The 23,094-nt window shown below is 46.0% G+C and carries 17 protein-coding genes and 1 pseudogene; 11 read left to right on the top strand and 7 right to left on the bottom strand.

The features are described 5' to 3' along the window. The 4 genes from NC796_RS21430 to NC796_RS21415 all read left to right on the top strand — a co-directional run. Positions 1-259, top strand: a 259-nt coding sequence (locus NC796_RS21430; protein WP_310687606.1) for a hypothetical protein, incomplete at its 5' end; no start/stop codon positions are given. A 191-nt stretch (positions 260-450) separates the two neighbouring features. Continuing rightward, complete coding sequence (locus NC796_RS21425; protein ID WP_310687605.1) at positions 451-2,850, top strand: ABC transporter permease; 2,400 nt, start codon at positions 451-453, stop codon at positions 2,848-2,850. Between the two features lie 71 nt (positions 2,851-2,921). Then, positions 2,922-5,306, top strand: coding sequence for an ABC transporter permease (locus NC796_RS21420; RefSeq protein ID WP_310687603.1), 2,385 nt, complete (start codon positions 2,922-2,924; stop codon positions 5,304-5,306). Positions 5,307-5,366: 60 nt separating this feature from the next. Next, on the top strand, positions 5,367-7,715 hold the full coding sequence (locus NC796_RS21415) for an ABC transporter permease (RefSeq protein WP_310687601.1): 2,349 nt from the start codon (positions 5,367-5,369) through the stop codon (positions 7,713-7,715). Here NC796_RS21415 and NC796_RS26890 read toward each other — a convergent pair. Further along, positions 7,697-7,741: pseudogene (locus tag NC796_RS26890) on the bottom strand (hypothetical protein); the annotation flags it as partial. The gene NC796_RS21415 and the pseudogene NC796_RS26890 overlap by 19 nt on opposite strands. Before the next feature lie 607 nt (positions 7,742-8,348). Here NC796_RS26890 and NC796_RS21410 point away from each other — a divergent pair. The 4 genes from NC796_RS21410 to NC796_RS21395 all read left to right on the top strand — a co-directional run bounded on the left by NC796_RS21410 (position 8,349) and on the right by NC796_RS21395 (position 15,219). Further along, a complete protein-coding gene (locus tag NC796_RS21410) occupies positions 8,349-9,509 on the top strand; it encodes a hypothetical protein (RefSeq protein WP_310687599.1) in 1,161 nt (386 codons plus the stop codon). Positions 9,510-10,534: 1,025 nt separating this feature from the next. Beyond that, positions 10,535-12,967: an ABC transporter permease gene (locus NC796_RS21405; RefSeq protein WP_310687597.1), complete on the top strand. Its 2,433-nt coding sequence runs from the start codon at positions 10,535-10,537 to the stop codon at positions 12,965-12,967. 185 nt (positions 12,968-13,152) lie between these two features. Then, the gene (locus tag NC796_RS21400; protein WP_310687595.1) at positions 13,153-13,839 is read left to right on the top strand and encodes an ABC transporter ATP-binding protein; all 687 of its coding nucleotides are present in this window, start codon (positions 13,153-13,155) and stop codon (positions 13,837-13,839) included. Positions 13,840-14,808: 969 nt separating this feature from the next. Further along, positions 14,809-15,219 (top strand): hypothetical protein, encoded by a 411-nt coding sequence (locus NC796_RS21395; RefSeq protein WP_310687594.1) that lies wholly within the window; start codon positions 14,809-14,811, stop codon positions 15,217-15,219. A gap of 24 nt (positions 15,220-15,243) precedes the next feature. Here the strand turns inward: NC796_RS21395 and NC796_RS21390 are convergent, their stop codons facing one another. Next, entirely contained in the window at positions 15,244-15,645 is a 402-nt protein-coding gene (locus NC796_RS21390) for a hypothetical protein (protein WP_310687593.1), read from the bottom strand. Positions 15,646-15,807: 162 nt separating this feature from the next. On the opposite strand from NC796_RS21390, the gene NC796_RS21385 reads away from it, so the two are divergent. Then, positions 15,808-16,872 (top strand): serine hydrolase, encoded by a 1,065-nt coding sequence (locus tag NC796_RS21385; RefSeq protein ID WP_310687591.1) that lies wholly within the window; start codon positions 15,808-15,810, stop codon positions 16,870-16,872. Positions 16,873-17,065: 193 nt separating this feature from the next. Beyond that, positions 17,066-17,698 (top strand): sterol desaturase family protein, encoded by a 633-nt coding sequence (locus NC796_RS21380; RefSeq protein WP_310687590.1) that lies wholly within the window; start codon positions 17,066-17,068, stop codon positions 17,696-17,698. Positions 17,699-18,220: 522 nt separating this feature from the next. Here the strand turns inward: NC796_RS21380 and hemW are convergent. After that, complete coding sequence (hemW, locus tag NC796_RS21375) at positions 18,221-19,360, bottom strand: radical SAM family heme chaperone HemW (protein WP_310687588.1); 1,140 nt, start codon at positions 19,358-19,360, stop codon at positions 18,221-18,223. A gap of 68 nt (positions 19,361-19,428) precedes the next feature. Then, on the bottom strand, positions 19,429-19,977 hold the full coding sequence (locus NC796_RS21370; RefSeq protein ID WP_310687586.1) for a gamma carbonic anhydrase family protein: 549 nt from the start codon (positions 19,975-19,977) through the stop codon (positions 19,429-19,431). Between the two features lie 381 nt (positions 19,978-20,358). On the opposite strand from NC796_RS21370, the gene NC796_RS21365 reads away from it, so the two are divergent. Then, on the top strand, positions 20,359-20,601 hold the full coding sequence (locus tag NC796_RS21365; RefSeq protein WP_310687585.1) for a hypothetical protein: 243 nt from the start codon (positions 20,359-20,361) through the stop codon (positions 20,599-20,601). Between the two features lie 180 nt (positions 20,602-20,781). Here NC796_RS21365 and thiE (NC796_RS21360) read toward each other — a convergent pair whose 3' ends face one another. From thiE (NC796_RS21360) to NC796_RS21350, 3 genes are read right to left on the bottom strand one after another with little or no spacing between them, the layout of a single operon-like run. Next, positions 20,782-21,423 (bottom strand): thiamine phosphate synthase, encoded by a 642-nt coding sequence (thiE, locus tag NC796_RS21360; protein WP_310687584.1) that lies wholly within the window; start codon positions 21,421-21,423, stop codon positions 20,782-20,784. After that, positions 21,396-22,022, bottom strand: a complete 627-nt coding sequence (thiE, locus tag NC796_RS21355; RefSeq protein WP_310687582.1) for a thiamine phosphate synthase — start codon at positions 22,020-22,022, stop codon at positions 21,396-21,398. The genes thiE (NC796_RS21360) and thiE (NC796_RS21355) overlap by 28 nt, the downstream gene beginning before the upstream one ends. After that, entirely contained in the window at positions 22,015-22,803 is a 789-nt protein-coding gene (locus tag NC796_RS21350; RefSeq protein ID WP_310687580.1) for a thiazole synthase, read from the bottom strand. Before NC796_RS21350 ends, thiE (NC796_RS21355) begins: the two co-directional genes overlap by 8 nt. Positions 22,804-23,094 lie beyond the last annotated feature (291 nt).

Below are 23,094 nucleotides of genomic sequence, written 5' to 3'. Positions count from 1 at the left end.
AAATACTGAGCTGATGGCGCTTATCCGACATAAAAAGATTCCATTTGAGTTAAAAATTGGCGATGTTCGATTAAACCTATCGGTTTTGGGAAAAATCCCCAAAACAAGGGGTTCTGCAAAGGCCCCTAAATCATCAATTATGAGAAGAGAGATTCAATGGCACGAGTTGCAAACTTGCGCCAGTTTAGAAAATTTTTCGTCTCTTTTTTCCAAGACAAAAAGGGACATTTCGCTGTTCATATCCGAACACCACTGTTGACCTCCGTACAGGCATGTTGCGGGGAAAGTCTTTATCCTTTAAAAAAGAAAACTTCTCTGTTTTTGGTACGGTTGTTGAACAATTATAAAGTAGACAGAGTAGAGCGTATGGCGTAATCGGAAATAATGCTCGACGCCATGCCCTATGTGCTATACACTAGGTACTATACCTTCGACTGTACGGAGAACCCTATGCTAAAAAACTACATCAAAATTGCCATCCGGAATCTGATCAAAAACAAGAGCTATTCGGCGATAAATATTGCTGGGTTATCGCTGGGCATTGTATGTGCGATGCTGATATTTATGATTATCCGGTTTGATCTGAGTTTTGATACTTATCATCAGAATGCAGGCAACACCTATCGACTGGTTTACGAGCAAAACCGGTTCGGTGAGACCTCTTTTGGGGAAGGCGTTCCTTATCCCTTACCGGAAGCATTGCGGGTGGAATTTCCCGGCATCGAATATCTATCGGTTGTGGATAACAACAATACACCATCAGTTATTGCGGTTGAGACTCCTACCGGGCGTCAAAAATTTAATATTGGCAACCTCCCCGGAGAATATGGCGCTGTCCGGCAGGATTACTTTAATATTTTTGATCTGAATTGGCTGCACGGCAATCCCCAAACAGCGTTGAATCGCCCCGGTACAATTGTACTTTCTAAACCCGTTGCAGATATCCTGTTCGGTAATCAAAATCCACTGGGAAAAACAATCGTGTTGGACGGATCCAGGGAGATGGAAATAACAGGGATTGTCGGAAAGATTCCCGAGAACACCGATCTGCCGTTTAGTATGATGGCATATTTTGAAATACCTGAGTGGGCAGTTGACAATTGGGGAAGCGTATCTTCCTCTACGCAAGTTTATTTCACCCTAAAACCGGGTACACAACCGGCGACAATAGAAGCGGGCTTACCCGGATTCGTTGATAAATACGGACTTGAGGAACCAGATGAAGAGCTGTCATATTCTCTTCAGCCCTTAGGCGAAATTCATTTTGGGAATAAATACGGGAATTTTAGTCACAGAGTCGTTACTTCTGCTGGACTTTGGGCCCTGGGATTGATTGGCCTTTTCCTGTTGGTGACCGCCTGCATCAATTTTATCAATCTGAATACGGCCGTGGCCGTGCAGCGGTCAAAAGAAGTGGGCGTTCGTAAAGTTTTGGGCGGCACGCGATTACAGTTGATCGCATACTTTCTGGTGGAAACAGCCGTCATAACATTGATTGCCATTTTATGCTCGCTGTTATTTGTCGAGCTTAGTTCGGGATTCGTTGAATCTTTTTTAGGATATGAACTAGCGCTCAGCAAGCTGGCTGGTGATCTGTTCATCTTTCTGACATTATTATTGATTGCAGTAACCTTTACCGCCGGTTTGTATCCTGCTTTTGTTCTGTCGGGATACGGTCCTACCGAAGCCATACGAAATACGATAAGAGCCAGTTATGGACGAGGGGCCTCATTACGAAAGGGTTTGGTGGTATTCCAATTTGCCATCTCGCAGGTGCTCATTATTTCCATGATCGTGATGTGGAATCAGATGGATTATTTCACTCAGGTAGATATGGGTTTCAACAAAGAGGCGGTTGTGGAAGTGCCGGTGCATGAGCCGGATGAGACGACCCGGGAGCAGTTCCGCCAGCAGTTGATGCAGCAGGCCTCCATTTTGGAGATCACCTATTCGAATACCGGTACGGCATCCCAAAATGTATGGTCGAGTGGTTACGAGTTGTATAGTGACGATCAGATTCAGGAAGGACAAACCCAGATTAAATTTGTAGATGAACATTTTACTAAAACATATGAATTGGAAATAGTGGCCGGCGAAAATTTAAGACCGACAGGCAGTGATTCTGTAACGCAATTCCTGGTTAACGAGGCGTTTGCCAAAAGCAGCGGATTCGGTGAGGAATATCATCGATTGTTAGGGAAAGAGATTGCACTTTGGTCTTATCGCGCTCCGATTACAGGCATAGTCAAAAATTTTAATACACAGTCGCTACATGCCCCGATCCAGCCGGTTGTAATGGTTGTTGATGATCGCTATTCAATCTCCGGGATTCGAATTAACACGGCAAATACAAGCCAGGCGTTGCAACAAATCGAAGAGGCCTGGACGGCCGCATTTCCACAATATGTGTTTGAATATCAGTTCCTTGATGATGTCGTGCGAGAGTTTTATGAGGATGAGCAGAAAGGCGTGCAGCTGGTCAATGCGTTTACAGTAATCGCCATTATTATCGGGTGCCTGGGATTGTTTGGCCTGATTTCGTACATGGCCTCTACGAGGACCAAAGAGATCGGTATCCGCAAAGTGCTGGGTGCTGCGACGAGCGACATCATCCAGATTTTTTCAAAAGAAATTACCCTTTTGATTTTAGTGGCGTTTATCCTGGCAGCGCCGCTCGCGTACTTTTTGATGAGCAGCTGGCTAACGGATTTTGCTTATAAAATCGATCTGAGTGCCTGGTTCTTTATAGTGTCATTATTGGCAACATTGGGATTGGCTGTATTGACTGTCGGTTATCGATCGCTAAAGGCCGCATTCGCAAACCCGGTAGAAAGTTTACAAAGTGAATAATCAACGTGTTTAGGTGTTAACGTGTGAATGTGTATATCGACGTTAACACTTCAACACCTAAACACATTGTTATGCTGAAAAACTACATCAAAATAACTTTTCGAAGCTTTAGAAGAAGGAAGGGATTCTTTGTCATCAATATCCTTGGGCTTTCCATTGGACTTGCGTGCTCATTATTAATTTATCTTTGGATCAACAGTGAATACCAAGTAGACAAGTTCAATGAGAAGGACGATCAGCTTTTTCAGGTTATGAAAAATTATGCTGAGCCTGACGGGATCAATACTGGAGAAGATACTCCCGGCCGTTTGGCAGATGCTTTGGCCAATGAAATGCCGGAAGTAGAACAATCTGTTTCTGTTTTTCCGCCGGCCGATTATACGTTTAACGGGATATTAACTTTTGGGGATACTCATGTAAAAGCAAACTCAAAATTTGCCGGTCGGGAATTCTTTAATGTATTTTCTTATCCTCTACTTGAAGGGAATGGCAGTACAGTTTTAGCTGATCCCACAGCAGTAGCCATTTCAGAAGAATTGGCAACTAAATTGTTCCAATCGTCCACAGAAGTTGTTGGTAAAACCATAGACTGGGAGGGTGAAAGAGTTCATGGTTTATTCACCGTGGGGGGAGTTTTTCAATTTCCTCCGGCAGATGCTACCATTCAATTTGATATCGTATTCAGTTTCAATTATTTGCTGGATCAATTTCCGCAATTCTCAAAATGGACCAGCAGCGGCCCAAGTACGTATGTAATTTTGAAAGAGAATACGGATATCAACAACTTTGATCAGAAAATTGAAAAATTCGTTCAGACCAAATCTCAGGAATCTCCGATAACATTATTTACCCGTCCGTATTCTGATCGATATCTGTATGGAAAATATGAAAATGGAGTATTGGCCGGCGGCAGAATTGAGTATATACGGCTGTTTACAGTAATCGGTATTTTTATTCTGATTATAGCCTGTATCAATTTTATGAATCTTGCCACGGCGAAGGCCTCCCACAGATTTAAAGAGATTGGTGTAAAAAAAGCATTGGGAGCAGGACGAAGCACACTGATACTCCAATATCTTGGAGAATCTTTATGGATGGCTTTTATGTCTCTTTTACTTGCTATGCTATTTGCAGAGCTTTTTATGCCGCAATTTAATGCAATTACCGGCAAGCAACTTACTCTTCCTTGGAATACTAATTTTTTATTTACGGCAGTAGCAATTACAACAATTACCGGACTGATCGCAGGTAGTTATCCGGCGCTCTATCTTTCAGGTTTTAATCCGGCAAATATTTTGAAGGGAGGTGTTGTGTCCGGGAATATTCAACATCCAAAAGCCGAAAGACAAATACGAAAAGGACTGGTGGTTTTTCAGTTTGTTATTTCCTTTGTACTTATTGTTTCGGTTTTGGCGGGTTATCAGCAAATGGAATTCATTCAATCCAGGAATCTCGGGTTGGATAAAGATCAGGTTATTCATTTTACAGCCGAAGGAAAATTAACCAATAATGTGAATAGCTTCTTGTCAGAAATCAGAAAAATTCCGGGAATCTCGGATGCATCCTATATGCATGGGACTCTCACGGGATTGCATAGCGGAACAAGCGCTGTTAGCTGGGAGGGGAAAGATCCGGATCAGACGGTTGATTTTGAAAGTTTAGGGATTGGTTACGATGTAATCGAAACTCTTGGAATTGAGCTAAAGGAGGGGAGAGGATTCTCCAGAGATTTCAATACGGAGGATTCAAAAGTGATATTTAATGAAACGGCTATTGAACGAATGGGAATCAAAGATCCCGTGGGGAAAGTTGTTACCCTATGGGGGGAGGAAAAACAAATTATTGGAGTGGTAAAGGATTTCCATTTTGAATCGCTTTATGAGCCGATAAAACCGTTGTTTTTCCAATGGACTCCCTCCGGTGAGAATATCCTGGTTAAAATAAAAGGGGGTAAAGAGCAGGAAACACTTCAGCAACTGGCGGATTTTTATAACGAATATAACCTGGGACTGACATTTGACTATGCCTTTTTGGATGAAGATTACCAGGCTCTCTATGTGGCTGAACAGCGGGTATCGATTCTTTCAAAATATTTTGCCGGTTTTGCGATTCTGATTTCTTGCATGGGATTATTAGGGCTCTCCATTTTTACTGCTGAGCGTCGCCAAAAAGAGATCAGCATCAGAAAGGTTTTGGGGGCCTCCGTTATAGGAATTACCCGTTTATTATCCTGGAATTTTCTAAAACTGGTGTCATTAGCGTCCGTAATTGCTGTTCCGATTACCTGGTACCTGATACATGAATGGTTACAAAGGTTCGCGTATCGTATCGAAATAGGGCTGGGTATATTTCTCTTGGCGACCGGAGCCATTTTATTGATTGCATTGGCAACGGTCAGTTGGCAGTCGATTCGTGCGGCAGTGGCCAACCCCGTAGAAAGTCTAAGAAGTGAATGAGATAAACGTGTTAACGTGCCGAAGTGCGAAGTTAACACGTCAACACCTAAACACATTGTTATGCTGAAAAACTACTTTAAAATCGCTTGGCGGAATTTAATCCGCAGCAAAGGATATACGTTTATTAATATCATGGGCCTGGCCCTGGGGATGGTCTGTGTGCTGTTTATTACACTGTGGGTGTGGGACGAACTTAGCTTCGACCGCTTTCATGAGAAAAGCGATCGCCTGCACAGGGTGATATCGGAGGTGCGGTGGGATGTAACCCAGGTCTGGAAGACAACCCCGGCGCGCCTGGCCGATGTGCTGCGGGAGGAGATTCCTGAAATTAAAAGCGTTGCCAAAATTACCTATCCGCGAGAGTTGCTTGTGGAGGTGAACGGCGAGACTGGGAAAGAGAAGGGGATGAATGCAGAGCCGGATTTTCTGAACATGTTTACGTTTCCACTGCTGCAGGGAGATACCAAGGCGGCATTGAACAGTCCCAACAGAATTGTTATTTCAAGAGATTTTGCCGAGCGGTATTTTCATGGAGTAAATCCGATTGGGCAAGTGGTACGAATGGAGGGCCAGGATTTCCAGGTTACGGGGGTTATGGAGAATGTTCCCGCCAACTCCACGCTTCAGTTCGACTTTATTCTTCCACAGGTACAATTTGAGCAGGGGAAAGAGTGGGTGCAGCGCTGGGGTGTGTTTTCATTCTTCACATTTGTGGAGTTGAAGCCGGGAGTCGAGAAAGGAGTTGTCGATCAAAAAATCGAGAATCTTATCGGAGAGCAGACAGCAGAAGAGTCGACCCATCACCTGTTTTTAGAGCCGGTAACCAACATGCATCTCTACGATCATTATGTGAACGGTCAGCCTGTAGGTGGGAGAATGACGTTTATTTACCTGTTCGTGGCGATAGCGTTGTTCATACTGATTATTGCCTGCATTAACTTTATGAATCTGGCGACTGCACGATCGGCGCGGCGAGCCAGGGAAGTGGGAATCCGAAAAACAAGCGGTGCCGGACGGTTCGACCTGGCCGGCCAGTTTATCGGTGAAGCTGTTGTTACGGCTGGTTTGTCTATGCTGGTCGCCCTCCTGCTGTTCGAATTATTACAGCCATCCTTTAATAATCTGACCGGTAAAAGCCTGGAGCTTTCATTTCAGGAACCTTCCCTGCTTGTAAGCTTGCTCGGTATAACACTTGTAGCTGGACTGTTGGCAGGCAGCTATCCTGCGTTCTTTCTTTCATCTCTAAACCCGGTTAATACCCTAAAGGGGAGCCTGAAATTAGGACCTGCGAATATACGTTTTAGAAAGATCTTGGTTGTTTTTCAGTTCGCACTCTCCATTATTCTGATGATAGCAACAATGGTTGTGTATCAACAGGTGCAATTCATTCAACAAAAAAATCTCGGGTATGAAAAAGAAAACCTGATTCTGTCCCCATTTTCTGGTGATTTGTACGGCAGCAGGGAAACGCTGAAGGAGCTTGTTTTGCAATCATCAAGCATTGTATCAGCAACATTTGTCAGCGATTATCCCCATAACATTGAAGGGTCATCTGGTGATTTAAGCTGGGACGGAAAGCCAGCCGGTCAAACGGTGGAAGTGGCACCGTTATCCGTGGGATATGATTTCCTGGAAACGATGAATATTTCCCTGAAAGAGGGTAGAGATTTTTCGCCGGAAATGGCATCAGACAGCGCAGCTTACATCATCAACGAAACGGCTGCAAGACTGATGGATATGGATGAACCTGTTGGCAAACAAATTGATTTCTGGCTGGGAACCGGCACGATAATCGGGGTTATTGAGGATTTTCATATCGCTTCCCTGCATGAAAAAATCAAGCCATTGATTCTTATGGCGATGCCGGAAAATGCTCAAGGTATTGTCGTTCGCACCGCACCCGGTCAAACCCAACAGGCCGTGGCCGAACTTGAGCGGGCTGTGGAGCAACTCAGTCCTGCCTCGCCGTTCGAGTATCATTTTATGGATACCTTGTACGAGCAGCAGTACCGGAGTGAGATGTTGGTTGGCACTCTTGCCCGGCTGGCTACATTCCTGGCTATCTTTATCTCCTGCCTGGGACTATTTGGACTGGCTATGTTTATGGCGCAAGAGAGAACGAAGGAGATTGGAATCCGTAAGGTGCTGGGAGCTACGGCCAGCAACATCGTCAAGTTGTTATCCTCAGATTTCATACAACTGGTGATGCTGGGATTTGTTATTGCTATTCCCATTGGCTGGTATGCCGCTAACAAGTGGCTGCAAGGTTACGCCTATCGCATCGATATAGGCTTTGAGCCTTTCCTTCTCGCCGGGGCGGCAGCCTTTTTGATCGCCCTGGCAACCGTAAGCTGGCAAAGCATCCGGGCGGCGCTGGCGAATCCGGTGGAAAGTTTACGGAGTGAATAGTGCAAAGCGCGTGGAGCAGAGTGCATAGCGTAGAAACGCTGACCTAAGTCATTTTAGGTTTAGGCACTATCTCCGCGTTTAATTTTAACCGTAAAGAGCGCAAAGTCCACGTAAAAGGTTGTTAGGAGCTTGTTCACTCTTTACACCTTCTCTGCGTACTCTGCGGTTATTTAATTCTACAGGCCGGGAATTACAATTACCGATGAGAAATCTCTCAGAAGTTGTTAACCAAATACATCTTTCCTCTCTGCTGCGAGGGTGTGAAGCCCTTTAGTCGGGAGTGCCCCTCAACCCCGAGGTCGGAGTAATGAGTTCCACTAACTATCTGAATCATCTTGAGCTTACGTCTTAATTGAATCCATATTACTATATGCATTGGATCCATATAGTAAGGAAAATTCCTGATCGTTGGATAATAACCTAAAAGAAACAAGCCCAGTTTCGATGAAAGGTATCTCAAACAAACATTGCACTAACCCTGTGGCTCTCTGTGACTCCTTTGTGTCCCTCCGAGTTACCTAAATTTCAATTGACGAGTTGATCATCCTCAAGAAAGTTTAACAACCCAAGTTGTAAGTTTGTCCTAATTTGTTCTTTTTTATCAATATCCATCTACAGTAAAAATTGATCTTTATGAAAAAAGTAGCTTATCTGTTTATAATTGTGCTTTTTGGGACTTCGGCGTGCGCGTCTTCCGAAAAACTTCTTGAAAAGGGTCGCTATGACCAGGCGATAGAAAAGGCGGCCAAAAAATTACGGAAAAATCCCAATGATTCTGACGAACTGTATGTGCTCCAGGAGGCATATGGTCAGGCCAATACCTTTGACAAGGAGCGGATTGACTTTCTGGAAGCTGAAAATCGTGATGAGAACTGGCTGGAGATCTATTTTCTCTACTCACAGTTAGAGCAAAGGCAGGATGTGATCCGTTCACTCCCAACCAGCGTGAGGAGCCAGTTTACCCTTGTTGATTATGACGACGAGATCATCCATTCCAAGGGAAGTGCGGCAGAAGCGATGTATCAGCAGGGGATGGAGTACCTGGACCGAGGAGATCGCCAGAGTGCACGACTTGCATACCGGGAATTCCAAGAAGTAAAGAATATCTACACCGATTACAAAGACGTTAACCAGCGATTAGAGGAAGCACAGTATCTTGGAACCAATTTTGTGCTCCTGAGAATTGAGAATAATTCAGACAAAGTACTGCCAGAAGATTTTGATACGGAACTGCGGAAAATTGGTCTGGGCGACCTTAACTCCCAATGGTTGCAATATGAGACCTACCCGGATTCTTCCATTTATTACGATTATAATATTGTACTGGATATCCAGGAAATTGCAGTTTCCCCAGAGCAGGTCGAAACCAGGAAGTATACCGAGCGAAAAGAGATTCAGGATGGAATGAAATACGTATTGGACGAGAATGGAAATGTTAAAAAGGATTCCGAGGGTAATGATATTAGGGAGCCTAATATGGTAACCGTTTCTGCGGATGTAACCGAATCCATTCAGCGGAAGAGCGCCTTGGTGGGAGGGTCTATTGATTATATCGATCTTCAAACGAATCAGCTGGTGAAAACGGAAAAGTTATCGGTGGAAGCGGTGTTTGAGCATTTTTCTGCGTTAGCTTCCGGTAACGAGGAGGCCCTTTCTGCAGAGACGCGCAAGAAAATAGGCAGCCGCCCGGCACCATTCCCCTCCAATGAAGCGATGTTGATGGATGCGGCCCTAAAACTAAAAGATCACGCAAAATCGATTATCTACCGAAACAGGGATCTGCTGGCCAATTAGGGAGTTTCTTAAAAGGCGAAGGTCGAAAGTTGTTGAAGTGTTAAGATGTTGAAACGTTGAGCTGTTGAATTGTTATGAGTTGTTAGCCAGTCTATCTACAAATAGAAATGTTTCGGTTTTACAACCGGTGCTTCAAATCTATGTTTTCTAATCCTTTACTTGCTAATTTCCCCGGCCTTGGAAAAGCTGACCGCCCGGAAGGAAACGGAGTGAAGCGTAAAGAAAAAATCTGAGATTTTTTTAGTGGAACGGAGTGCCCTTCAGGTCAGGTTTTCCTCAGCTTGTGGTACGAAGCCTTTTGCGTAGTAGTGCCGGCGACTTTTTTCGTCCATTTTTTTGTCGTTAAAAAATGGACATCCTATGTCGATAAATAATCTTTAAACTGGCGCAAGTTTGCAACTTGTGCCATTGTATCAGCTATGTGTTGGTGGTACAAGTTACAAACTTGAACCAGTGAGAAACGCGTTGGTAGTGTTTATATGCAAGAAATAAAACCTGAGTGTCTCAACCATAACCTGCCGTGACGCTCTTACTATTGGGAAAAGCTTCATTAGGATTCAAGGTGTCTTCCTCCCTGATTATTAGGGAGGAAACAAAGGTGGGTTAACAGAGGGCAACAAGCCAGACGAACAATTCCTAATTCCCCGGCCTTGGAGGAAAACGGAGTGCCCTTCAGATCAGGTTTTTCTCAGCTTGTAGTACGAAGCCTTGTGCGAAGTAGTGCCGGCGACTTTTTCACAGACAGTTCGCTTGTCCGCCTACCGGCGGATTTTATCACTGAAAAAATGAGCATGCCAATCCGGGAGGAAGTCTTTTGCAGGTGTACAAGGGTATCAGGCCTGAATACACACTGTAATTATAACACTTGCACCTGTTCGATATCGAACATAACCTGTTTATAATCGTACATCGGTCAATCAAAAATTACCACTCAACGTTACTTTAAAGATTCATTAAGAGTTTGGTACGGTTGTTGGATTATATTTTATAAGATCCTGAAAGAACAATTCCAATAGCCGGTAGATATGCTGAAAAATTATTTCAAAATTGCTTTACGCAACCTGCGAAAATATCCCGGGTATTCATTTATCAATATCTTTGGGTTGGCCCTGGGGATGGGAATATGTATTCTGATCCTGCTCTTCATACAATATGAGCTGAGCTACGATACTTACCACGAAAAATCTGACCGCATCGTGCGGGTTTCGCGCCAGTGGTTCAATCAAGATGGAGAATCCAGTCTGCACTTGGGACATGTGGCACCACCTTTTGCTCCATTGCTGGAGGAAGATTTCGATGGCATTGTTCAGGAGGCTGTTCGTTTTTTTCAGATTTCTCCCTTACTGACCTACCAGGACGAATCATTTGTAGAACAACGATTTTTCTTTGTCGATCCCGACATTTTCGAAGTGTTTTCTTGGGAGATGCTCCAGGGCGACCCGGTGACGGCGCTTACCTACCCTGATGGTATGGTTATTACACAAAGTGCTGCCAAAAAGTATTTTGGCAGTGAAGATCCGATGGGCAAGAATATCGAGTTCCAGTTTGAGGGAAATGTGTTCCAGTTCCAGGTGCGCGGTGTGCTCAAAGACATCCCGGAAAACTCCCATTTCCAGTTCGATTTTCTGGCTTCCATGGAGCCCGTTACACAGTACTATGGCGGGGTGGAAGCAATGATGCAGAACTATGGAAGTAACAATTTTGCCACTTACCTGCTTCTACCGGAGGGCTATGATCACCACCAGCTGCAGGCGCAGTTGCCTGACTTTATTGATCGGCATTTAAGTCCGGGCAGCCAGGGCATAACCGGTTCCGCTTCAAAGGGTACCCAGCTTAATCTTTGGCCGCTTACCGACATCCACCTGTACTCGCATCTCGACTCCGAGATTGAAGCCAATGGCCATATCGAATATATCTACATTTATACCGCGATCGCCTTTTTTATCCTGCTCATCGCGTGTATTAATTTCATGAATCTTTCCACGGCGCGATCGGCTAAACGGGCCATTGAGGTGGGCCTGCGTAAAGCCGTTGGTGCCGACCGTGGTGCGTTGATGCGCCAGTTTGTGGGCGAATCGATTTTGTTGGCCCTCCTTTCCCTGGTCGGGGCCGTCATTTTGGTGGAGCTGATTCTTCCATGGTTCAATAATTTTGTGGATAAGCCGTTGACGCTGGAGTTAACCCAGAATTGGAGTCACCTGTTGGGACTGCTGGGCATCGTTCTTTTTGTGGGAATGGTAGCAGGCAGCTATCCCGCTTTTTTTCTTTCGGCATTCCAGCCTGCTACAGTTCTCAAAGGTTCATTTAAAGCAGCGGGCGTTCATGAGCGGTTCCGTTCGGTGCTGGTGGTAGCCCAATTCACCATCTCCATCGCCCTGATCGTATGCATGATTGTGGTGCAAAACCAGCTTGATTTTTTGCGCAGTAAAGACCTGGGATTTAATCAGGATGATATTGTGGTTTTGCCGTCCAGCCCGCAGATCCGCTCAAATTATGAGAATATCCGGAGACAGATGCTTGAACAGCCGGGAATCATTAACGTTTCGCTTTCCAGCCGGGTGCCCTCCGGTCGGCTGCTCGACTCCCAAGGGACAACAGCCGAGGTCAACGGCGAGCTCCAGCAGATAAATACCCGTATCGCTGATATCCATGTGAGCCATAACTTTATGGATACTTATGGCATTGAGTTGGTGGCGGGACGTGATTTTAATTTTGAACTGGCAAGCGACTCCGCCGAGGCGTTCATCTTGAATGAATCGGCGGTTCAGGCTGTGGGTTGGTCCTCATCGGAAGAGGCGCTAGACAAGCAGTTTCAATACGGAGGTCGCAGTGGTCGAATAATTGGCGTAGTCAGGGATTTTAACTTTGAATCTTTGCATCAGTCTATTGCTCCCATCGTATTCTTGATTCCACAGGACCGTATCAACAACGTATCGGTAAAAATAAAGGATGGAATGCGTGCAGAAACGCTGGCCTACCTGGAGGAACAGTGGTCGTATTGGCGCGCGGGATTCCCATTTAGCTACTTCTTTGTGGGCGACAGCTTTGACGAGCAGTATGCTACGGAAGAGCGACTGGGCGAGGTGTTCGGTTACTTCTCGCTGCTGGCCATTATCATTGCGGCGCTCGGCCTGTTTGGCCTTGCGTCATTTACGGCCCAACAACGCGTCAAGGAGATCGGCATCCGCAAGGTGCTGGGAGCGAGTGTTGGCAGTATTGTGCTGAATTTGTCGAAGCGATTTACGATGCTGGTGCTGCTGGCATTCGTCATTGCCATCCCAATCGCGTACATTGCGATGCAGCAGTGGCTTCGGGGGTTTGCCTACCAGATGGATATTTCGCCCACGTCGTTCCTGCTGGCGGGTGGCGGAGCGATAATGGTTGCTTGGTTGACGATAAGTTACCAATCGGTGAAGGCAGCCATGACAAACCCGGTAAATAGTTTGCGTAGTGAATAGTGGCAAAGCGCACGGGGATGGCACAAAGAGCGATATCAAAGAAATGCTTGCCCAGCATTATGCTATTTAAAAGAAAACGTTTAGACGACGGAAAAAGCTCGGGAGAACAACTCCCACTCAGCTGATGTAAGGAATAAGTGTGCTAAAGAGGTGGATACATTAACACATAAGCACTTTAACACTTTATGATCAAACTTAGAGACATAGACAAATACGTTGACAAGCGATTTCAGCGAACCTTCATTTTAAAAGGGATTGATCTGGATATCGAAGAGGGAGAGTTTGTCACCATCATGGGACCCAGCGGTGCGGGCAAAACCACCCTGCTCAATATCCTCGGATTTTTGGATGATCCCTCGGAGGGCGAGTACCATTTTTATGACGACCCGGTGCATGATCTTAGTGAAAAACAGAAGTCGGAGTATCACAAGTCGCATATCGGGTTTGTATTCCAGGCCTATCACTTGATCGATGAGATGACCGTGTACGAAAACATTGAGATGCCCCTGCTCTATCGTAAAGTGAAGAGCAAGCAGCGCAAAAGCCTGGTGGCTGACATGCTGGATCGCTTTAACATCGTAGCCAAGAAAGACCTGTTTCCGCCCCAGCTTTCCGGCGGGCAGCAGCAGGTCGTGGGTGTGGCGCGGGCCATTATAGGCAGTCCCAAATTGATACTGGCCGATGAGCCCACCGGGAACCTCCACTCTGAGCAAAGTGAGCAGATTATGGAGCTGTTTCAAAAGCTCAATCAAGATGATGGAGTTACCATTATCCAGGTTACGCACTCCGAAAAGATGGCCTCCTACGGCAACCGTATCATCAACCTGAAAGATGGTGCCATTATTGAAGAAAATCCGTACGAGCTGACGTAACACGGAGCGCTGCTCCGTGAGGTTTTAGAAAAGCTCATATTTTTTGTTGTTTGTAAACATGCTCGAAGCAGCGCTTCGAGTTACACAGTTCATCAAAATTAGATAAAAAAAGAGACGCTATGGATTTTTACAGGCGCAACTTGCCGCACTGGCAGCCGGAGGGAGCTGAATATTTTATCACGTTCCGCTTGCAGGGAACCTTGCCGGAACAGGTTATTGCTAATCTTCAGGAATAGAGAGATAAATTGAAGCAATGTAACTCGGGTTGCCAACCCGAGCTACGTAAGAACATCCAAAGAAAAATTTTTCAGAAGTATGAGAAGTTACTCGATAATGAGAACAACGGGCCTACCTGGTTGCGACAAGAAAAGATCGCAGACATCGTGAAGGAATCAATTCATTACAGAGACTCTGAGCAATACGATCTCTATGCGTATTGCATCATGCCAAATCATGTACATTTGGTTTTCAAGCACCTTATGAAAAATAGAGAGTCTACGTACCGCGAAGCGCCGCTTCGCGAAAAGCCAGACGAGAAATATCCTATTACCAAAATTTTGAAAGAACTGAAATCCTATACAGCAGTAAAAGCAAACAAGATTCTGCAAAGATCAGGCAAGTTTTGGCATAATGAAAGCTATGATCGAGTCATACGGAATTCAGACGAGTTACAGAACACAGTAGCTTATCCTTAAACAATCCCGTCAAATCAGGAATGGTGGACACTTGGGAAGATTGGCACCACAGCTACTGTAAACCCGAATTTTTACCTACTTTTCGTAGTGGCACGTAACACGGAGCGCTGCTCCGTGTGCAATACAATTTTCTTTAACTAACGCGTTAAGCGGTTAGAAAATGACTGAGATATTCTATTGTGAATTATGGTTTTGTAATTTAACCGCTAAACGCGTTTAACTATAAAATTTCTCGAAGCGGCGCTTCGAGCTACAAGTATTAAATACTATAAAAATGCAAACCGGATATTCTGGAACGCCACTTCTTAAAAAGCTTGGTATCAAGCCGGGCATGACGATGATGCCAGTACATGAACCGGACCATTACTTTGATCTCCTCGGCGAGCTGCCCGGCGAAGTCAAGCTGGTGCGGATGGGAAATCCCGATCCTGTCGATTTTATCCATCTTTTTGCCAAAAAGGAGGCGATCCTACATAACGAATTCCCACCCTTGAAATCACAGCTCAACAAAACAGGTATGTTATGGGTCTCATGGATCAAGAAATCCTCTAAACTGGAGACCGATATCAGTGAAAATGATGTTCGTAAGCTGGGACTGGAACTCGGCCTGGTGGATGTGAAGATTTGTGCTGTAGATGAGGACTGGTCGGGCCTCAAATTTATGTATCGCAGAAAAGATCGGTAAAAGATCCGGTTTTTAGACTGGGTTTTAATCCTCAGTCAACTGTAGAGAAAGGGAGTAGCGATAATTCTCCGAATTGTAAGTCTCCTCATGGATGGACAGCTCATAGGTGTATCGCCCGTGATCGAGCAGTGACTCCCCCACGTAGTCGATCGGCTGAAGGACAAGCTTTTTTTCCCTAACTACCGTTTCTATATAAGCGTAGCGATAGGCTTTAATAACCTGCTCGTAGCCAGACTTTTTACCACCTGAAACATCCCCATATGCAACTTCATCTTCTGGAAATACCACTTTGAGGTCGTTCAATGTATAACTGCTGTTGTTTTGTATGCGAATTAAAACATCACTCTCAATGGATGAGGTGGTATCACACCCTGCCATAAGTGTTATTAGCAGAATGGAAGTTATCACGTGGCGTATATCACACATCTCAGGATGCTTTTAAAAGATTGTAAGTTGTAGTACGCTTGGTCAGTTATCTGTAATACACAAAATGTTTGCATATTAACTACATTAACGAGTAGCTGGAACGTTGTATTTGAGGTTTTTCTTAATTAGGATGGTAGATAAACAGTAAATATTGGCGGAATTATGAATAGTGTCATTAAATACCAGGTTCTGATTATAGCTTTCGGATTGTTGTTTTTTGAGATCTCTAATTCAATAGCAAAAATTGCGGAAAATACGGCTGCCGATAAAGACAGCAGCCGAAATGAAACCAAGGAGATTCGGCAGGCAGCGGATGATATCTCCTCCGTGCGTAGCTTACTGATTCAAAAAAATGGCGAACTTCTTTTTGAGGAATATTTTGACGGTCAACCAGCGAGCAGGGCAATGAATACAAAATCGGCCTCTAAAAGCATTATTTCTCTGCTGGTGGGTATCGCGATCGACCAAGGTTTTATAGAAAATAAAGAACAACAGATCCACCAGTATTTCCCGGAATATTTTAAGGAGATAACCGATCCCCAAAAAAGAACTATTACTGTTGAAGATTTGCTCACTATGCGATCAGGACTGGAAACGACCAGTTTCCATAACTATGGGCGCTGGGTGGTAAGTGACGACTGGGTGGAGTTTACGCTCAATCAGCCTATGGTGGACACGCCCGGCGACGATATGGAATACAGCACCGGCAGCTCGCACCTGTTGTCGGTAATCATTGAAAAAACCTCGGGGATGAGTACTCGAGCGTTTGCACAAAAATACCTGTTTGATCCGATGGATATTGAGGCCGGCGGCTGGCAGCAGGATCCACATGGCTATTATTTTGGTGGGAATAACCTGGCGCTAAGGCCGGCCGATATGTTGAAGATTGGGCAGATGGTGTTAAACGGCGGAACCTATGGTGACCAGCGCATCATCTCAAAAGAGTGGCTCAGTCAATCGTTTCAAACCTATACGCGCAGCAATTATAATCCGTATGATTACGGCTACATGTGGTGGAACCGAATGGTGGCAGGCCGTAAGGTCTACTTTGCCTGGGGTTTTGGCGGACAATACATTTTCATCATACCGGAACTTGACTCGGTGGTGGTAATAACCTCTTCACTGCAAAATGCGAATCAATCGCGTAGTTATAAAAGGCCGGTTTTTAACCTTCTTCGCACTTCCATTATTCCCTATCTGGAGGATATTGGAAGGACTGAGGCATGATTAATTTTAGTAAATAAAAGAACATTTTTTACTATCAGTTTGTTGTCTGAATAGCAATAAGCAGATTACAGAGAGTAATCATTATCAACAGGTTTAATTTTTGTGTCTGATTCTTTTAAAGTTTAGAGGAGGGTTTTCGAGTTTCAAGAGTAGGTTTTCTGCTATTTGTAAACCGCATAAAAAGAGAGTAGTCATGAGAAGAAAAAAGCCAAAAATTAAGAATAGTGGGCAGGCTACACTGTTTGAGAACAGTTTTCTTGAGTTTTTAACAAAGGCTCCCGCCTCGGTCTCAGCAACCTTATATATCATAATCAACGTGTTGTTGATCTATATTGGGTTGAGGCTACAGGTGGTCGATTCCGTTTTCTCTGGAGTACTTCTTTTTGTGGGTGCCATGTTCTTTTGGACCTTTTTCGAGTACTTTTTCCACCGATATATCAACCATGTCGACGAGTATTTTCCAAACTCGGAACTGGCTCGAAAGGTCGCCTACACCCTGCATGGTAATCACCACGAGTATCCCCGAGACAAGCAGCGGCTGGTGATGCCTCCGGTACCGGGACTCTTTATTATTGTTATGCTGTACCTGGTTTTCAGGCTTCTTTTGGGACCGCTTGTATACATTTTTATGCCGGGATTTATGACCGGCTATCTCATTTACACATACATCCACACCAGTACTCATAAATCTAATGTCCCCGGGTATTTAAAGCACCTTTACCGGCACCATGCCCTTCATCATTACAAATATCCTGAAAAAGCATTCGGGGTTTCCACCACGCTGTGGGACCGGGTTTTTGGTACCATGCCGCCGGAGGATGGGTGAGGATGAAACGGTATGATGAGAAGAGGCTTCCAAAAGTACCATTTCCCTTGCATTTGAACCACGCGATTCACTTGATCCCCATTCTCAAGCCTCCTCTGCCGGCCTTGTAAAGGTGACCGCCCGGAAGGAAATGTAGAGAAGCGTAAAGAAAAAATCTGTGGTCTTAAAATGTTGAAATGTTGAGTAGTTGAGACGTTGAATTGTTGATTAAAAGGTCGAAGGTCTAAAAGTCCAAGATCATAAGGTAAAAACGCTCCCCGCCCTAAGGTAAATTTCGCTGGAAAAGAGAGCAAAGCCGAAGCGTTAAGAAACCATTTTTGTTTGAGATCCGCGTTTTTCAGCGGATCGAGTTTAAATGGTTTTAGCGGAGGCGGAGTGAACGCAGCGACAATTTACTCCAGGCGGTGATTTTTTTGATTCGTTTTTTTATCACTAAAAAAATGAATACTACAACGAGAATAAGACATACAAAATGTTGAGGTTAGGAACGTAGTTTTCTGAGTCTTTTTAGACAGCTTTAATTCAGTGCATCGTCACAATATCCAGCAAAATAGAATCTGCTATTTTGCGACCTTGGGCAGTTAGCCGAAGAGTTTCAGAATCAATGATGAATTTATTCTCCTTTTCTTTCTGGTGGATATACTCTAGTTGTCGACTATTTAATCGGTAATTATATCGTTCATTGAGTTCTTTCCGGGGCACGCCTTCACGTGTTCTGAGCCCGAGCATCAACCGCTCCTCGGCCAGTTGCAGCAGTGTCAATGTTTCTTTTTCATCCAGTGTTGCCGGTTTCCCCTCCTCGAGATATGCTTTTAGATCCGATCGGTTGCTCCAGCGCCGGGCCTCTTCATTATCCCACCAAAATGAATGTGCCGCCGGTCCCAGCCCCAGGTAGTTTTCATGACGCCAGTAGCTGCTGTTGTGTATCGCCTCATGCCCCGGTTTGCTGTAGTTACTAACTTCATACTGCTGAATTCCAGCATCCGCCAGCTTTTCCACGACCATGTCGTAGTGATCGGAGACCACCTCATCGCCCGGCGGATCGATGCGCCCCAGTTCCACCTGTTTTCCCAGCTTAGTTTTGGGCTCCACCGTCAGTGAATAGGCCGACACATGTGGGGGATCAAAGTCGATCAGCGTTTCCAGGTCCTCCTCAAGGTCTTGCAGGTCTTGTCCCGGGTTGCCATAGATCAGGTCCACCGTAAACGTGCGGAAGCCTGTCGATTGCAGCAGTTCAAGGCATTTTAGTGCGTGTTCCCGCGTATGGGCCCGGTTCATAAATTCCAATAGCTCAGGCTTAAACGACTGCACGCCCATGCTGGAACGGGTGATTCCCAAATTCAGCAACTCTTTGAGGTAATCTTTGTTCACATCGTCCGGGTTCATTTCCAGGGTAATCTCTTCCGTATCCAGCCGGAAAACCTCGTGGAGCGCTCCCATAACTCGTTCAAGGTCGGAAGGCTTCAGCAGGGAGGGGGTGCCGCCGCCAAAATAGACCGATTTTACCAGTTCTTGCACATACTGTGTGTTGGAATAGGATTTGATCTCACTAATTAAACTGTCCACGAATTCATTGCGATACCCCGTTTGGGTTATGAAATAGAAATCGCAGTAGGAGCACGCCTGCTTACAAAACGGGATATGGATGTATATGCCGGACATTCTATTTGTCGAAGGTTACAGGTTGCATGTTGAAGGTGAGTTAATCTGTAACTTTTAACCTTCAACATTCAACCTTTAGGAGTGTAAAATGGGTTTTGCTCGTAGTTATCTTTTTTCTGGTATGCGCGGGAGTATTTGATGTAGTTCTCGGAGTGCTTCTTTATGGATGCGATCTCGTCATCAGTTAGTTTCCGTTTCTGCTGGACCGGGGATCCCATAAAGAGGTATCCTGATTCCAGTCGCTCGCCCGGTGGTACCAGGCTTCCCGCCGCCACAATTACATCCGATTCTATAACGGCCTCATCCAGCACCGTCGTATTGATGCCAACCAGCACCCGGTCTTGGATCGTGCAGCCGTGGATCATGGCGCTGTGACCGATCGTCACCTCGTCACCGATGCTTGTGGGACCCGTTTGATTCATCACGTGAATGCAGACGTTGTCCTGCACGTTGCTGCGCTCCCCGATCTCTATCCAGTTGACATCACCCCGGATCGTCACGTTAAACCAGACACTGCTCTGGCTGCCAATAGCCACATCTCCGATGATGTCGGCACTGGGAGCTACAAACACGGTATCGTCAAATTGAGGAGACCTGTCAAGAAATTCGTAAATCATGGCTACGCTTTTGCTGCTTTAATTTCTGTTGGTATCAATAATAACATTTTCTGCTTCGATAATGAACTGGGGCTCGATATTGCGTACTGCGAATTGCGTATTTTCTTGTGCTTCCTTTTGAATGAAATCATAAACACTGAGAAATCCGGGCTAAGGAGTTTCCACTAATAAAAGGGTGGCCCCTTACTACTCCGAGGAAAGTAGTGGTCTACTTCTTGCTACGGGAGACGGAGTAGCTGCTCAACAGGCCTGAGTAGTCTACCAAAGGGTCTTGGGTAGTCCGCTCAAGGAGTTTGAGTAGTCCACTCAAGATGTCCGGGTAGTCTGCCCAAGAGGCTTGGGTAGTTTACTCAAGGGGTTTGAGTAGTCCACCAAAGAGGTTTGGGTAGCCTGCCAGAGGAGTTTGAGTGGTCTACTTGCAGCGTCAGAGTAGTCCTCGGTCAACAACGCAGCGCTTATCCGCTCGGTCCCAATGCTCTGCGTTGGGACCTGTTAGGGCGCTCCGCGTCCAGTATAACCTATGGTGCTACAGAGACGCGGAGCTTTATGAGGGGCTTCTGCCGCCGAGCGGACGGAAGCGAGCAATTGGTGGGCTTGGAATACGATGGTGTCATTGCGGAATGAACGGAGTGCACCGTAGCTTTGGCAAAGGTGTGCGAAGTGAATGGAGTGCGGCAATCTCCCACTCAGAATAATGCCTTAGCAACAAGCGGAGCTCGCAATGAGTTTTTATCTCGTTCCGTACCTCCGGTACGGAACGCAAAGAAGGTAGCTCTGCTACCTATGAGCCACGACTCATTAAAACTAAAACAGGTCGACAAATGTTTGTGCGGCCGCCCGCGGATCTTCGGCGGCACAGATGGCAGAGGATAGCGCGATGACATCAGCACCGGCTTCGATAACCTGCGGCGCATTGTTCAGCGTAATGCCACCGATTGCCACCAGCGGAATAGAGACCGCTTCAGCCACTTCTCGAAGCGTGCCGAGTCCCCGCGGAGCATAAGATTTTTGTTTTGTGGTGGTCTCAAAAATATGTCCCAGTGCTACATAATCAGCGCCAGCCTCTTCCACCTGCAGCGCTTCTTCCAGGTTCGATGAGGTACCGCCAATGATTTTCTCATCCTCCAAAAGTGTACGCGCTGCAGGGATCGGCAGGTCATCCTGTCCCAGGTGAACGCCGTCAGCATCGCCAGCCAAAGCCAGGTCTGCGCGATCATTGACAATGAATGTGGTATCGGTTCCGGTGGTAATTTGTGATATCTCCTTGATTGTCTCCAGCGATTCCCGGGCAGATGCATTTTTATCACGATACTGGATCATGCTGATTCCAGTTTCCACAGCTATTTCGGCCAACTCCTGGTGCGAATATTGTTTTTGGATCGTGGTATCTGTGATTAAGTAAACTCCACTCAAATTGCTCATAAATGCTGTAATCTTGTTTTCCATTCTTCAATTTTCTGTGGGATGGAATCCGCTGTCATAATTGACGAAATCCCGGCCACGCCGTGTGCTCCTGCCTCTAGGCACTGCACTGCTCTGGCAGGAGTAATTCCTCCAACGGCATAAAGAGGTATCCTGACATTCGAAACCACTTTCTTTAACTTTTCAAGTCCCTGCGGATCACCGTACTTTGCTTTGGAAGCCGTATAGAATACAGGTCCAAAGAGCAGGAAGTCAGCCCCATCTGTTTCGGCTTTAAGAGCAGAATCAATCGAGTGCACGCTGGCACCGACTACCAGGGAGGAGTTGAATTGTTTGATATCACCAGGGCGCATACTCGTTTCCCGGCAGTGCACGCCATCAGCTTCCACCGCCAGTGCGATATCGGCCCGGTCATTAATGAATAATCTAGCACCATATCTTGAGGTGGTCTCCCGCAGTTTTTTTGCCAGCCTGTAAAGTTCTTTTGCTGAAAGATCTTTTTCACGCAGTTGTATTGCTCGAATCCCGTTTTGGCAGGCCTCTTCTACCACCTCCGGGAGCGGGCGGGGGGCACATTGCGTACGATCGGTGATCAAATAGTATCGGAAGGGGAGGTTACTCATCCGTACCGGAGATCTCCATTCGCCCCTCCATCGGGCTGGAAGCCTTGGCGTAGAGCCTGCGCGGCATGCGACCCGACTCGTATGCCAGTCGCCCGGATTTGATAGCCAGCTTCATCGCTTCGGCCATCTTTACCGGGTGCTTGGCCTGGGAAATAGCGGAGTTCATCAGCACTGCGTCCATGCCCAGCTCCATCGCGATAGCGGCATCAGAAGCCGTTCCTACGCCGGCATCCACGATCACCGGCACATCCACCTGCTCCCGAATAATTTGCAGGTTGTACGGGTTCCGGATGCCCATACCCGAACCGATGGGCGCCCCCAGCGGCATAACGGCGGCACACCCCATATCGGCCAGCTTCTTGCAGGTGATAGGGTCGTCATTAGCGTAGGGTAACACGGTAAAACCCTCCATAATGAGCTGTTCGGCGGCTTTCAGCAGTTCCGAAACATCGGGGAAGAGTGTCTCATCATCCCCGATGACCTCCAGCTTCACCCAGTCGGTTTCCAGTGCTTCACGACCCAACTGTGCTGTTAACACTGCTTCTTTAGCTGTGTAGCATCCCGCTGTGTTTGGCAGGATGAAATAGTTGTCATGGTCAAGGTAGCTGAGGATATCCTCCCCATCTTCACGATCCAGGTCGGCCCGACGCAGGGCTACGGTCACAATTTCGGTGCCACTTGCTTGCAGGGCCCGTCGCATGGTGTCGGGATCGGGAAATCGCGCGCTCCCCACAATCAGGCGGGAATCAAATTCTTTGTCGGCTATGGTTAGTTTGCTCATGGTATTCTCAATTATGAATTGTAAATCACTGTTGTCCAGTAAAAAACTTTTGGTGTTGCCCTATTTCTCATTCCTGCTATTCATTTTTTGTACGGCCAAAAAACGAACCCAAAAAGCCGCCAAAGAATCCCAGATGTTGTTCTATCCTGCCTATCCGTAGCTTGTTGCTTTGGAACATCACTCAGCTTTCCAACAGCTGGCTGCAGGGATTCTCTGGACTCAGAAGACCTTGTTAATTTCTTACTTTTAAAGGCCCATCAAATAAACTCATTGTAGCAACAAGAAAAAACG

The organism is Aliifodinibius sp. S!AR15-10 (genome assembly GCF_031569985.1).
Taxonomy (GTDB): domain Bacteria; phylum Bacteroidota; class Rhodothermia; order Balneolales; family Balneolaceae; genus JAMQKA01.
The sequence above is the reverse complement of the archived record's forward strand: the minus strand, read 5'-3'. Positions and strand labels throughout refer to the sequence as shown.

What these genes read in the sequence shown, in the direction of transcription:
- NC796_RS21425 (WP_310687605.1), top strand. Translation starts at nt 451, where the DNA reads ATGCTAAAAAACTACATCAAAATTGCCATCCGGAATCTGATCAAAAAC.
- NC796_RS21420 (WP_310687603.1), top strand. Translation starts at nt 2,922, where the DNA reads ATGCTGAAAAACTACATCAAAATAACTTTTCGAAGCTTTAGAAGAAGG.
- NC796_RS21415 (WP_310687601.1), top strand. Translation starts at nt 5,367, where the DNA reads ATGCTGAAAAACTACTTTAAAATCGCTTGGCGGAATTTAATCCGCAGC.
- NC796_RS21410 (WP_310687599.1), top strand. Translation starts at nt 8,349, where the DNA reads ATGAAAAAAGTAGCTTATCTGTTTATAATTGTGCTTTTTGGGACTTCG.
- NC796_RS21405 (WP_310687597.1), top strand. Translation starts at nt 10,535, where the DNA reads ATGCTGAAAAATTATTTCAAAATTGCTTTACGCAACCTGCGAAAATAT.
- NC796_RS21400 (WP_310687595.1), top strand. Translation starts at nt 13,153, where the DNA reads ATGATCAAACTTAGAGACATAGACAAATACGTTGACAAGCGATTTCAG.
- NC796_RS21395 (WP_310687594.1), top strand. Translation starts at nt 14,809, where the DNA reads ATGCAAACCGGATATTCTGGAACGCCACTTCTTAAAAAGCTTGGTATC.
- NC796_RS21390 (WP_310687593.1), bottom strand. Translation starts at nt 15,645, where the DNA reads ATGTGTGATATACGCCACGTGATAACTTCCATTCTGCTAATAACACTT.
- NC796_RS21385 (WP_310687591.1), top strand. Translation starts at nt 15,808, where the DNA reads ATGAATAGTGTCATTAAATACCAGGTTCTGATTATAGCTTTCGGATTG.
- NC796_RS21380 (WP_310687590.1), top strand. Translation starts at nt 17,066, where the DNA reads ATGAGAAGAAAAAAGCCAAAAATTAAGAATAGTGGGCAGGCTACACTG.
- hemW (WP_310687588.1), bottom strand. Translation starts at nt 19,360, where the DNA reads ATGTCCGGCATATACATCCATATCCCGTTTTGTAAGCAGGCGTGCTCC.
- NC796_RS21370 (WP_310687586.1), bottom strand. Translation starts at nt 19,977, where the DNA reads ATGATTTACGAATTTCTTGACAGGTCTCCTCAATTTGACGATACCGTG.
- thiE (WP_310687584.1), bottom strand. Translation starts at nt 21,423, where the DNA reads ATGGAAAACAAGATTACAGCATTTATGAGCAATTTGAGTGGAGTTTAC.
- thiE (WP_310687582.1), bottom strand. Translation starts at nt 22,022, where the DNA reads ATGAGTAACCTCCCCTTCCGATACTATTTGATCACCGATCGTACGCAA.
- NC796_RS21350 (WP_310687580.1), bottom strand. Translation starts at nt 22,803, where the DNA reads ATGAGCAAACTAACCATAGCCGACAAAGAATTTGATTCCCGCCTGATT.